Source organism: Tepidimicrobium xylanilyticum, assembly GCF_900106765.1.
GTDB lineage: Bacteria > Bacillota > Clostridia > Tissierellales > Tepidimicrobiaceae > Tepidimicrobium > Tepidimicrobium xylanilyticum.
This window is the reverse complement of sequence record NZ_FNNG01000008.1, coordinates 1-12,512: the sequence shown is the minus strand read 5'-3', so window position 1 is coordinate 12,512 and position 12,512 is coordinate 1. Positions and strand designations below refer to the sequence as shown.

At 32.9% G+C, this 12,512-nt stretch carries 11 protein-coding genes; 5 read left to right on the top strand and 6 right to left on the bottom strand.

Annotation, left to right across the window (positions count from 1 at the left end; genetic code table 11):
• Nucleotides 1-2: 2 nt before the first annotated feature.
• The 6 genes from BLV68_RS09330 to queG form a co-directional block, all read right to left on the bottom strand.
• Entirely contained in the window at nt 3-1,427 is a 1,425-nt protein-coding gene (locus BLV68_RS09330) for a VanW family protein (protein WP_093753142.1), read from the bottom strand.
• Nucleotides 1,428-1,490: 63 nt separating this feature from the next.
• Nucleotides 1,491-3,446: a cell division protein FtsA gene (locus BLV68_RS09325; RefSeq protein ID WP_093753140.1), complete on the bottom strand. Its 1,956-nt coding sequence runs from the start codon at nt 3,444-3,446 to the stop codon at nt 1,491-1,493.
• Between the two features lie 16 nt (nt 3,447-3,462).
• Entirely contained in the window at nt 3,463-4,113 is a 651-nt protein-coding gene (nth, locus tag BLV68_RS09320; RefSeq protein WP_093753138.1) for an endonuclease III, read from the bottom strand.
• 8 nt (nt 4,114-4,121) lie between these two features.
• Nucleotides 4,122-4,403, bottom strand: a complete 282-nt coding sequence (locus tag BLV68_RS09315; RefSeq protein WP_093753136.1) for a DUF503 domain-containing protein — start codon at nt 4,401-4,403, stop codon at nt 4,122-4,124.
• A gap of 119 nt (nt 4,404-4,522) precedes the next feature.
• The gene (locus BLV68_RS09310; RefSeq protein WP_093753134.1) at nt 4,523-5,713 is read right to left on the bottom strand and encodes a glycine C-acetyltransferase; all 1,191 of its coding nucleotides are present in this window, start codon (nt 5,711-5,713) and stop codon (nt 4,523-4,525) included.
• A 69-nt stretch (nt 5,714-5,782) separates the two neighbouring features.
• Complete coding sequence (gene queG / locus BLV68_RS09305; protein WP_093753132.1) at nt 5,783-6,901, bottom strand: tRNA epoxyqueuosine(34) reductase QueG; 1,119 nt, start codon at nt 6,899-6,901, stop codon at nt 5,783-5,785.
• Between the two features lie 217 nt (nt 6,902-7,118).
• On the opposite strand from queG, the gene sufC reads away from it, so the two are divergent.
• The 5 genes from sufC to sufU are packed head-to-tail and all read left to right on the top strand — an operon-like array spanning nt 7,119 to nt 12,007.
• The gene (sufC, locus tag BLV68_RS09300) at nt 7,119-7,874 is read left to right on the top strand and encodes a Fe-S cluster assembly ATPase SufC (RefSeq protein ID WP_093753130.1); all 756 of its coding nucleotides are present in this window, start codon (nt 7,119-7,121) and stop codon (nt 7,872-7,874) included.
• A gap of 11 nt (nt 7,875-7,885) precedes the next feature.
• Nucleotides 7,886-9,292 carry a Fe-S cluster assembly protein SufB gene (gene sufB / locus BLV68_RS09295; protein WP_093753128.1) on the top strand — a complete coding sequence of 469 codons (1,407 nt, stop codon included), beginning with the start codon at nt 7,886-7,888 and terminating at the stop codon, nt 9,290-9,292.
• A 10-nt stretch (nt 9,293-9,302) separates the two neighbouring features.
• The gene (sufD, locus tag BLV68_RS09290; RefSeq protein ID WP_093753126.1) at nt 9,303-10,364 is read left to right on the top strand and encodes a Fe-S cluster assembly protein SufD; all 1,062 of its coding nucleotides are present in this window, start codon (nt 9,303-9,305) and stop codon (nt 10,362-10,364) included.
• Complete coding sequence (locus tag BLV68_RS09285; protein WP_093753124.1) at nt 10,351-11,589, top strand: cysteine desulfurase; 1,239 nt, start codon at nt 10,351-10,353, stop codon at nt 11,587-11,589. The genes sufD and BLV68_RS09285 overlap by 14 nt, the downstream gene beginning before the upstream one ends.
• Complete coding sequence (sufU, locus tag BLV68_RS09280; protein WP_093753122.1) at nt 11,579-12,007, top strand: Fe-S cluster assembly sulfur transfer protein SufU; 429 nt, start codon at nt 11,579-11,581, stop codon at nt 12,005-12,007. Before BLV68_RS09285 ends, sufU begins: the two co-directional genes overlap by 11 nt.
• The last annotated feature ends 505 nt before the right edge of the window (nt 12,008-12,512 follow it).

Here is a 12,512-nt window from a genome sequence, read left to right as displayed (position 1 = left end):
CTTTATTGTCCATTGCTTCCATCCATTTCTATATCATCTATCCTGTTATTCAATTCATCTTCCAAATTGTTAGATGTTTCAACAACATCTTTACCGACCTTATAAATAAAATTTTTTGGCCTATAAAAGTCTTTACTAATTAGTTCTCTGCTCACAGTTTTGCCATTTTTGATTATAGACTTATAGGTATTAACCTTATATCCTTTTCTTCCTGCTTGAACCAAAATCCTACTACCAGGCTCTAACGTCTCATCTAATATAAGCTCTTCATTTGCAGGAATAGTCTCTATTATTTCTGATTCAATTTTTACAGTATAATCTTTCGATCGCTTATCTCCATATATATAGAAATATAGTTGATTTCCTACCATTTTCGAATCAATGTATATAGGAAAATCAAAATCATTCCTAAATTTCAAATCCAAAAATCCATAAGCTACCGCTGCATCCTGCCCAAACTTTACATAAGTTGCTGGTATGGAATGGGGCGATCTTTCCAAAATAGTCACATCTGCCAATAATAAGGCATTATACAATGTTGTAGAGGTCTGACATACCCCTCCTCCTACATCAGGTGTAAACTCACCATTTAAAATTACATTTGCTTCTTTATATCCAAACTTCTTATCTCTAGGACCTGTAGTATCGTTAAAAGATAAGCTCTCTCCAGGCATTAATAGTTTCCCTTTTAGGGCCGTAGCAGATATCCTAATATTTTCAATCCTATTCTGACTACTCCCCTTAAAAGAAGTAGAGTATTCTCCAATAACTCCATTGATTCTACTCAATAGGCTTTTGGTAACTTTAGGAAGAATATTTTCTACGGGTATTTCTATAGTATCTAATCGGTCAATATTATCATTTATAGCCTTGCTTAATTTCTCCTTATCTACAACTCTACCCACTACCTCATTTGTAATAGATATATTACCATTATTAAAATGAAATTCTGCATCCTTTGCATCACTATCTATTTCTTCACTAATGGTGTCTACAATATGGTTTATTCTATTTTTATCTATATTTGAATCCAATGGAATTACAATCCCATTTTTTTTCACATAGATTATATCCTTTATCCTTTTAAATATGCTACCTTCTCTACCTACAGAATAAGCTTCATTTATAGCCTTTTCATAATCAGAATATAACCCTAATTCATCTAAGCTATAGACATACTCCTTATCTGCATATATGAGCTTCATACTTCTGTCCTTTAGCTCTTTTTCATGATTTTCCTTAATATAATTTAGTCCTTCTTCTTTGGTCATAAGGGATAAATCATATTTTTCAACCCTTACTCCCTGATATATTAAGTTGGTATTTAAAATTTTAAAATATCCATAAAAGCCTAAGCCTATGATTGAAGCTATTACAATAGATAAAAACATGAATGCAATTTTAATCTTTCTATTAGATCTTTCCATATTTGGCCTCCAAATCTATATATTATTCATTATTAAATATATGTACTACTTGATAATAGAATACTATTTGCTCCAATAAATTTCTATTTCATCTCCATCTTTGAGGGGGGCCATATATTCGGCATCTTTACCATTAATCCTAAGAATTAAATTACCTCTTGGTCTCGATAAATCGAAATCTATATAATCAAAAATATCCACAAAGATAAATTTATCCTTATTGTGGTTTATTACCATTTCTTTCCCATTAACATATAATATTATCTTCTTACTTCTCCTTATTACTATTTCATCCCCCTTATTCAAAGGGGTTTTTAGGTCTGCTTCTTCTCCATTTATAAGGATATTAGATACGAAAGAAATTTCATCTGTATCCTTTAGCAATTCTTCCAAGTTTTCTATCTTAATGATTTCTATCCTATCACCTTCTTCTAAAATAGGATTATTTTTTACAATATTTCCATTAATTCTAATTTCCTTTACTAAATTATATTGTTTCCCATTAATAGTAACCTTTTCTTCTAAAGAAACACACTGGGATAAAAATGGTTTTGGCTTCTCTCCTTGGGTTGCTTCAACTATCCTTACCACATCCCCATCATACAACGGAGTATTTAAGTTGCCAATAATATCATTTACATATATTTTGGCTTCAACTCCATCTTCACCCAATAAAACCCTTCTTTCTCCATTGACAAAGTAGACAAAATTATCTCCTAATTTAGGAATCAATTTTCTAGGGTTATATCCAGTAAGAACTAGTATATCGGAAACTTTAATTCTTTCAGCATTAAATAATCTAACCTCTTCTCCATTAAATGTTATTTCTATAAAATTCTTGTATTTTCTAGTAATGCTCTCTAGAGCTATTCCAATTGGAGTAATAATATCTGGACCCTTCAAGTTAGAATCCAAATTTTCTAAGTTTTCAATAAAGCTAGTATCCCTAATGGATACCCTTTCTTTGGGTAGTCCCAATTTTTCCGCTATACATTCCCTCAAGCCTGGCATTTGACTACTACCACCAATAAGGAATACTGCACTAGGAGCTTTTCCATTGAACTCGATAATTTTTTCAACTATCTCATTAGCTATATCCTCTATAGTTTCATATATACTAGCAACTATTTCCCTAGTAGTCAATTTATGCTTAACCCCTACTACATCTAAAAACTCATGTTCTTCTTGAGAATTAAGTTTAATTTTCAATTTTTCGCTTGTACTAAAATCTAATAAGTATTTTTTTGATATGGCCTCAGTTATCTCATCCCCTGCTTTAGAGGTCATAGCATAAGCAATTATCTTCCCATCTTTTGTTATGGCAATATCCGAAGTGCCTGCACCAATGTCTACTAAGGCTAAATTTAATAACCTTAATTCCTCTTTGATAGCTACACTTAATGCTGCAATAGGCTCCAAAGTTATATTACCCACTTCAAGACCAGATTTGGATATGACAGTATATAGGCCTTCTACCACCATTTGAGGTAAAAAAGTAGCCAAAATTTCTACTCCTATTTTATCCCCTCTATGACCTTCTAATTTATTCATCGTATTATCATTTAAGTAGTAATTAATCACCGTATACCCGATATTATAGTATTTAAATCTATTTTGCTCCTCATTATCGTTAATTATCTCTTGTGCTTTTTGAACCGCTTCTAGTTCTAAAACCTCCACAATATTCCTTTTGATTTCTACGTTATTTCCTAATTCTTTATCTACCCTCACTTTACAAGTCTTCAGAGATCTACCAGCAGCTGCAATGGACACCTTCTTTAAGCTGATATCTAATTTCCTTTCCAAATCTGACTTTATCTCCTTTACCAACTCCGTAACCCCATCTATATCGTGAATCTGTCCATCATACATATGCCTCTTTTTATGTTCTCGAATTGAATGAGCTAGTATTTTAAACTTCTCTTCATTTGTATAAACACCTGCAATACCAATTACAGTTCTAGTACCTATATCTAAAGAAAAAAATAGTTCTTCTCTTAATTTATCTAACTGTTCCATAATAACAGCCCTTTCCTTATTTATTAACTTCTTCTTTATAATAGATGCAATAATCGGTTAATGGACATTTTTGACATAGAGGCTTTCTCGCCTTACAAATTCTGCGACCATGAAATATCAGCAGATGATGTGCTTTAGACCACATAGATTTATCAATATTATTCATTAAATCCTTTTCCGTTTCCAGCACATTGTCGCTATCTGCCAATCCAATTCTATTGGATACCCTAAAAACATGGGTATCTACTGCTATGGCAGGTATTGAAAAAGCATTGCTTAAAACCACATTAGCAGTCTTCCGACCAACTCCAGGTAGAGTCATTAATTCCTCTATCGTATTAGGCACCTGCCCATTGAACTTTTCAATTAGCAATCTGCAGGTAGATAGAATATTTTTACTTTTAGTTTTATAAAATCCACAACTTCTAATCCTTTCACCTAACTCCTCGTCAGTTAACTTTAAATAATCTTCAGGTGTTTTTAGTTCCTTAAATAGCTTTTCAGTAGTCCTATTTACTTGCACATCTGTGCATTGGGCTGAAAGAATTGTTGCAATTAACAGTTCAAAAGGATTTGAATAGTTTAACTCTGCCTTCGCATCAGGATACAGCTCCATTAGTATGTCGATGACTTTCTTAATTTTTTCTTTAGCTAATATATTCTTCATCAAATCACCTACAATATTTCTATATTGTAATCTATTATCTCCACCCTACTATCTCCATCAATAAACTTTAGTACATTGGAAATAGTTTGATTGGCGTGATTTGCATCATTAGTCACACATGCAAATCCTATCATCGATGTCTTCCAACTATCATTTAATCCCACTTCTGCTATTGATACATTGAATCTAGATTGAATCCTGCCCATTAAACTTTTTACAATGTGTCTTTTTTCTTTGAGTGAGTTGGACTCAAATAGCATTAACTTTATTGAACAAGTTCCCACAATCATAAATCCACCTCGATGCTATATTCCCTTTAATATATTTTATAACTGTGTACCCTTTATTTCAATCTAAAAGAATTTATAGTTATGGATAGGATAAAAAAAGAGGATTGAATCCTCTTTTTTTATCCTAAAATATTCATTTCCTTTCCAACCTTTTCAAATACTTCTACAGCCCTATCAAGCTGTTCTTTAGTGTGGCCTGCAGTTACCATACATCTTACCCTGCCTGTTCCTCTTGGTACAGTTGGGAATACTATAGGTGAAACGAAAACTCCATTTTCTAATAATTTTCTGCTGAATTCCATGGTTTTAGCTTCATCCCCTATTATAACAGGTGTAATAGGAGTTTCGCTATTACCTGTATTAAATCCTAATGTTCCAAGTTTTTGCTTGAAATGTCTAGCATTATCCCATAGCTTATCAGTGTATTCCGTAGATTCCATTAGCATCTTTATTGCTTCGATTATAGCTCCTACAGCAGCAGGTGGTAATGAGGTACTGAATAAAACAGGTCTTGCCCTATGATTTAACCATTCGTACATAGTTCTGGAACCTGCCACATATCCTCCTACTACTCCTATGGCTTTTGATAAGGTCCCAATTGTAAAGTCTACTCTTCCATGTAATCCAAAGTGGTCTACAGTCCCTCTTCCACTTTCACCTAAAACTCCTGAACCATGGGCATCATCTACATAGGTCATAGCCTCATATTTTTCAGCTAATTCTACTATTTCTGGCAATTTAGCAATGTCTCCATCCATGCTAAATACTCCATCGGTAATAATAAGTACGTTTCTATATTTATCTCTATTTTCTTTCAGCAACTTTTCTAAGTGGTCTAAGTCAGAATGTTTAAATATCATCTTATCGGCCTTACTTAATCTGGTACCATCTATTATGGAAGCATGATTTAATTCATCAGATAAAATTAAATCTCCAGCTTCTGTTATAGCTTGTATAGTTCCAGCATTACAATTAAATCCAGACTGATAGATGAAAACTGCTTCTTCTCGCTTGAACTCTGCTAATAATGCTTCAAGTTCCTCATGAATGGACATGTTCCCAACTATAGTCCTTACAGCACCTGCTCCAGCACCGTATTTTTCAACTGCTTCGATGGCTGCTCTTTTTAACCTTGGATGGTTTGCAAATCCAAGATAATTATTGGAAGAAAGGTTGATTACCTTCTTTCCATTTAAAATTACCTCTGCTTCATTTGCTCCCTCTAAAACTGGTAATTTTCTATATACTCCCTCTTTTTTAAGCTCTTCTATCTTTTCCTTCAAAAAGCTTAGTTCATGAACATTAGACAACGTTATCCCTCCTAAAACATGTTTTAAATTATTGTCACAGGTATAGTATAACACAAATTTTTCGTCGGTCTACAAGTTTGTTAAAAAATTATTTAATAAGTTTCTCATTTTTTTCTTTGTATCCTCATCATTTTCAATTCTGATTCTCTTTTCAATCACCGCCTTCCCATAATTACAATCTAGTTTTTGAATAGCCCAAGCTGCACATTCCCTAATCATGGGGTTTGGATCTTTTAATAAAGGCTCTAATAGTTTGATATTCCCTTTATCCTTCATATTTGCTAAAGCAATTATTCCATTTCTCTTCAGAATGTTTTTTCCTCTCCAGCTGCCTGCCATATCCCCATATCTTGCTTTAAATTGTTTATTTGATATGCATAATAGCTCTTCTATATTAATATATCCCATAGTAGTCCAAGGTATAAATTCTTCATGGTAAGATTTTTTCACTCCATTGTTCTTAGGACAGACCTTTTGACACGTGTCACAACCATAAATTTTTACTCCCATCTTATCCCTTAATTCATAGGGAATCCAATTTTTTGTTTGAGTTAAATAGGATATGCATTTTTTAGGATTAACTCTATATGGCCTCTCTAAAGCTTTAGTAGGACAATAATCAATACATAGACTACAGTTTCCACATTTGCTTTCCTTTTTACTATGTTCAACATCTAACTCCAAATTCGTCAACATATACCCTATAAATATAAAAGAACCATATTCATCATTTATTATTGAACAATTCTTTCCATAGTATCCTATACCAGCCCTATTTGCCAATTCCCTATCGATTAAGGGACCAGTATCTACATAATATTTATACTCAAAATCCTTAATTCTTTTAATCTCCGCTATTAATTGTTCAAATTTATCCTTTAAAACCCTATGGTAATCTAGTCCCCAACTAGATTTAGAAAGGATTCCTTTCAAATCATAATCTGGATTTTCGTTATAATCAACATTATAAGATAAACCTATTACGATTATGGTTTTACATGCAGGAAAAATTAACTTAGGGTTAATCCTCTTTTTCAAATCCTTTTCTTCAAATTCGGTTTCCATACTTTTTCTTTGCCTTAAAACAAGATAATCCTCTAAATCAAATAAAGGTTCACAATCCGTGAATCCTATTAAATCTATATTTAACGCTTTGGACTTATCAACTATAAATTGCTTTAAATTCATAGTTTACACCTGTTTCCTTCTAATAATCTAATTTAATTATATTATACCACTCCAGTACAAAAGATACTATATTAGCACTATAACTAAGGAGTTAATTATTTATAATAAAAATCATTTAATTCCTACTAAATTAGTAGGATTTTTTTAAAAACTGTGGTATACTATTGTGAGAACGGGTATCATTTAATAATAATTATTGATGTAAAGGAGAATATTTATGAGAAAGAATATACTAAATATAAAAGATTTGAAAGTCCAAATAGATGAAAAAGAAATACTGAAAGGGTTGAATCTTCAAATAAACGCAGGAGAAATCCATATTATAATGGGCCCTAATGGAAGTGGAAAATCCACGTTAGCCTATACCTTGATGGGTCATCCTAAATATGATATTACCAATGGTGAGATTATATTTGACGATGAGCTTATTAATGAACTTAGAGCTGATGAAAGAGCTAAGAAAGGAATTTTTTTATCCTTCCAATACCCAGAAGAAATTCCAGGGGTAACAGTGGAAGAATTTTTGCGAACAGCCAAAACTTCTGTAACTGGTAAATTTCAAGGAGTAATGGCTTTTAAAAAAGTGCTAAAAGAGAAGATGAAAGAATTGGAAATAGCTGAAGAATATGCAGCAAGATATTTAAACCAAGGTTTTTCTGGCGGAGAAAAGAAGAAAAACGAAATACTTCAGATGGCAGTCTTAGAACCTAAATTAGCCGTATTAGATGAAACAGATTCAGGCCTTGATGTAGATGCCATAAGAATAGTAGCTGAAGGGGTTAAACGGATGCACAATGATAAAAGGTCTATTCTAGTAATAACCCACTATAACAAATTATTAGAATATTTAAATCCTCATTATGTTCATATCCTATTAGATGGAAGAATAGTTAAAACTGGCGGAATAGATTTGGCAAATGAAATCGATGAAAAGGGATATGAACATATTAGGTCAATATATTCTTACCAATAGAGGTGAATGATATGGAAAAAAGAAAAACTTACGTAGAAGATATCGACAGAGGTATTTATGATATTAAAAATAAATTTTCTTATAGATATAAAGCAGATAAGGGATTGACTCCAGAAATAATAATTGAAATTTCTAAGGAAAAGAATGAACCTGAATGGATGACAGAGTTCAGACTGAAATCCCTAGAAATATATAATAGTAAACCTCTGCCTACTTGGGGTGCCGATTTGTCAGATCTTGATATGGATAATATAGTTACCTATGTAAGACCTAATGCAAATTTAGTAAATAATTGGGACAAAGTCCCAGAAGATATAAAGAAAACTTTTGAAGCCTTAGGAATCCCTCAAGCAGAAAGGGAAGCTTTAGCTGGTGTAGGAGCTCAATATGATTCGGAAGTTGTCTATCACAATATTAAACAGGAACTAATAGAACAAGGAGTTATATATACAGATATGGAGACTGCTCTACATGAATATGAGAATGTGGTGAAAGAACATTTCATGAAACTAGTTACACCTAATGACCATAAATTTGCTGCTTTGCATGGAGCAGTTTGGTCTGGTGGCTCCTTCGTTTATGTCCCTGAAGGGGTTAAGGTAGATATTCCTCTACAATCTTATTTTAGATTAAACGCACCAGGAGCAGGCCAATTTGAACATACTTTAATAATCGTAGGTAAGGGAGCAAGTCTCCACTTCATAGAAGGATGTTCCGCACCCTTATACAGGGTAACAAATCTGCATGCTGGCTGTGTAGAACTATTCGTAAGGGAAAATGCTAAATTAAGATATAGTACCATAGAAAACTGGTCTAGAAATATGTATAACTTGAACACTAAGAGGGCACTGGTAGATAAAAACGGAACCATAGAATGGGTTTCCGGATCCTTTGGCTCTAAAGTTACCATGCTATATCCTATGAGCATATTAAGGGGAGAAGGTGCTAGATCTGAGTTTACAGGGATTACCTTTGCTTCCTCTGGACAATATTTGGATACGGGTACCAAAGTAGTTCATGCTGCACCTTATACTACATCTAGTATTAATTCAAAATCCATTTCAAAAAATGGAGGCCATGCTTTTTACCGAGGATTGCTTAAAGTAGCTCCAAATGCGTATGGATGTAAATCTACAGTTTCCTGCGAATCTTTGATGCTAGATAATGAATCTGCATCCGACACGGTACCGGTGATAGAGTTATACAATGACGATATAGATATTGGCCATGAAGCTAAAATCGGAAGGATTAGCGATGAAGCCATATTTTATTTAATGAGTAGGGGAATAGCCGAAGAAGAAGCCAAGGCCATGATAGTTAGAGGATTTGTAGAACCTATTACAAAAGAACTTCCCTTAGAATATGCCGTTGAATTGAATAACTTAATTAATATGGAGCTAGAAGGCTCTATCGGATAGGTGGGGTGAGATGAAAATGATAAATAGTAAAGTTCGTTCAATTAATGTTGTAGACTATAAAAAAGATTATATAAAATTTGATACTAAGCTTCCGGAAGGAGTAATACTTGAAAAAATCAATAAGAGTAAAAATGAAATCGTAATGGATTATCTAATAGTCAAGGAATTTGAGAAAACTAAAAATGAGTTTACTCCCTTTATTGAAGAATCCTATAATACTGGGATAGTATACTATATCCCAAGGAACATAAAAATAGATAAACCAATTAAAATAGAATTTAATATGGATGAGGAAAACCCAGTTGTTATAAATCAAAACATCATAGTAGCTGAAGAAGGAAGTGAAACTACTATCATAATGGATTATACTTCCTGTGGTGAAGTTGAAGCTTTCCATAAGGGAATTACCAAAATATTTGCCAAGGAAAATGCAAAAATAAACATAATTAAGATTCAAAGGATGAACGATAAATCTCAAAGCTCTGATTACAATATTGCCTATATAAAAAGCAATGGAAAGATCAATTGGATTACTGTTGAATTAGGAAGTTGTATTGCTAATTCCAATTATTCTAACTATTTAGAAGGTGAAGCCAGTAAAGCTTACCTTTCATCCATTTATTTAGGTAATGGAAATAAAAAGATGGATTTAGAATACTCAATGATCCATGAAGGCCCTATGAGTATAAGCAATATTGAATCAAAAGGGGTGCTTATGAACCATGCTAAGAAGATGTTTAAAGGCAATTTAGACTTTAAAAAAGGTGCCCGACTTTCTAAAGGCAAAGAAGAAGAGTATGTAATATTATTAGACCCTACTGTAAAATCTGAATCAATCCCTGCTTTATTGTGTCACGAAGATGATGTAGAAGGAGAACATGCAGCTAGTGCAGGGCAAATTAACGAAAACAAGTTATTTTACCTTATGAGCAGAGGTTTAGAAGAAAAAGAAGCCAAAAAATTAATAGTAGAAGCCTCTTTTAAACCAATAATAGATAGAATTCCCTTTGAAGACTACCAGAAAATAGTATTAGATGAAGTTGAGAGGAGACTCATAGATGGCAAAAATTAATCCAGAAATTATTAAAAAAGATTTTCCCGTATTTAGACAGGATATTGAAGGAAAGAGATTAATATACTTGGATAATGGGGCTACCACTCAAAAGCCACTTCAAGTTATTGAAGCTATGGCTGAATACAATAGACTATCCCATGGTAATCCTCACAGGGGAGCTCATAAATTAAGTATAGAGGCAACAAAAGCTTATGATTCAGCGAAAGAAAAGATTAAAGAATTTATAAATGCTAAATCTACAGAAGAAATTGTATTCACCAGAAACACAACAGAGTCCTTAAATCTAATTGCCTATTCCTATGGGAAGAAATTTATAAGTGAAGGAAATGAGATAGTACTGACAATATCAGAACATCATAGCAATATACTCCCATGGCAAAGAGTAGTAAAGGAAAATAAAGGGGTACTAAAATACATGTATTTAAATGATGAAGGTAGGCTTACTTTAGACGAAATCAAGAATAAGATTACCAATAAGACTAAGCTAGTAAGCATAGGTTATATGTCTAACGTTCTAGGTACAATTCATCCAATAGAGGAAATAATAGATTACGCCCACAAAATGGGGGCGGTAGTAGTAATAGATGGAGCCCAAAGCGCCCCTCATCTTAAAATAGATGTCCAAAAGTTGGATGCAGACTTCTTCGTTTTCTCAGCCCATAAGATGCTTGGCCCAATGGGGATTGGTGTATTGTATGGGAAAAAGGAAATATTGGAAAGTATGCCTCCATTTTTAATGGGAGGCGATATGATTGAATACGTCTACAAACAAGAGGCCACCTTTGCTCCCCTACCCTACAAGTTTGAAGCAGGAACACAAAATGTAGAGGGTGCTGTAGGACTTAAGGCTGCAATTGAGTATTTGGAAAAGGTCGGATTGAATAATATAGAAGAACACGAGAAGATGTTAACGGAATATGCTTTAAATAAGATGTTAAAATTACCTTATATAGACATACAAGGCCCAAAAGATTTAGAAATGAGAGGTGGATTAATTTCTTTCACTGTTGATGGCGTCCACCCCCATGATGTTTCAACTATATTGGATTCCTATGGAATAGCTATTAGGGCAGGTCATCACTGTGCTCAGCCTCTCATGAGATTTTTAGATGTTCCTGCTACCTCTAGGATTAGCTTTTATTTATATAATACTAAGGATGATATAGACCAATTTATTGAGGGAGTTAAAAATGTAAGGAAGTGGTTTGGCTATGGATCTTAATTCAATATATTCCCAGCTAATTATGGAACATAGTAGGAGTGGACATAATAAAAAACATCTAATAAATCCGGATATAACAGAAAAAGGCCATAACCCAAGCTGTGGAGATGATATTACTTTGGAATTAAAGCTTAATGGAAATATAATAGAGGATGCTTCCTTTACAGGAGTAGGTTGCGCCATATCACAAGCATCTACTTCCATGATGATCGACTTAATAAAAGGTGTTAACATAGAAGAAGCCCTAAGTTTAGTGGAAATATTCTTAGGAATGATAAAAAAGGAAGTAACCGATGAAGAAGAATTGGAAAAATTAGAAGATGCTGTAGTCCTTAAAAATATTTCCAACATGCCTGCTAGGGTAAAATGTGCAGTTTTAGCTTGGCATACATTGAGGGAAGCTCTTTCAGGTTTATAAAAATAAATGCTATTCCCTTTAATTGATATGGGAATAGCATTATTTTTTTAGAACAGTGGACAGGGTCTTAACTTAGCTACAAATTAAAAATAGAAATAACGTATAAACAATGCCCATATTAAATATATTCGAGGCAATTGATAGGACATATTTATAAAGATAAGATTGGACTTTAATAATTGTGGAGACTGTAATAAATTTTGTGCTTTAAGTAAGTTTGATTACTCTGATCTGACAAGAAAATTTAGATTAAATTTAGATAATAATTTTTCAAATTTGATACTTTAGTTTTAGTTTGCCAAAATTATAGGGAAATATACATAAATTCTTATAATTTTGGCAATAATTTTAAACATGGAGAAATGTGTTCATTTTTTTAGTTAGGTGGTTTCTAGGTAAATAATGGCCTAGGCCATTATTTACCTAGAAACCACCTGTTAAATCCTATTCCCCAAGTTTTTCTATAGATTTAGGGTGCATTGTTTCAATTTTAAAGATATTGTTC

Bases quoted from the DNA above. Each gene is read 5' to 3' on its own strand.
- nth (WP_093753138.1), bottom strand. From the start codon at position 4,113: ATGAAGAATATATTAGCTAAAGAAAAAATTAAGAAAGTCATCGACATA.
- sufD (WP_093753126.1), top strand. From the start codon at position 9,303: ATGAAAATGATAAATAGTAAAGTTCGTTCAATTAATGTTGTAGACTAT.
- sufU (WP_093753122.1), top strand. From the start codon at position 11,579: ATGGATCTTAATTCAATATATTCCCAGCTAATTATGGAACATAGTAGG.
- BLV68_RS09315 (WP_093753136.1), bottom strand. From the start codon at position 4,403: ATGATTGTGGGAACTTGTTCAATAAAGTTAATGCTATTTGAGTCCAAC.
- BLV68_RS09285 (WP_093753124.1), top strand. From the start codon at position 10,351: ATGGCAAAAATTAATCCAGAAATTATTAAAAAAGATTTTCCCGTATTT.
- sufB (WP_093753128.1), top strand. From the start codon at position 7,886: ATGGAAAAAAGAAAAACTTACGTAGAAGATATCGACAGAGGTATTTAT.
- BLV68_RS09330 (WP_093753142.1), bottom strand. From the start codon at position 1,427: ATGGAAAGATCTAATAGAAAGATTAAAATTGCATTCATGTTTTTATCT.
- sufC (WP_093753130.1), top strand. From the start codon at position 7,119: ATGAGAAAGAATATACTAAATATAAAAGATTTGAAAGTCCAAATAGAT.
- queG (WP_093753132.1), bottom strand. From the start codon at position 6,901: ATGAATTTAAAGCAATTTATAGTTGATAAGTCCAAAGCGTTAAATATA.
- BLV68_RS09325 (WP_093753140.1), bottom strand. From the start codon at position 3,446: ATGGAACAGTTAGATAAATTAAGAGAAGAACTATTTTTTTCTTTAGAT.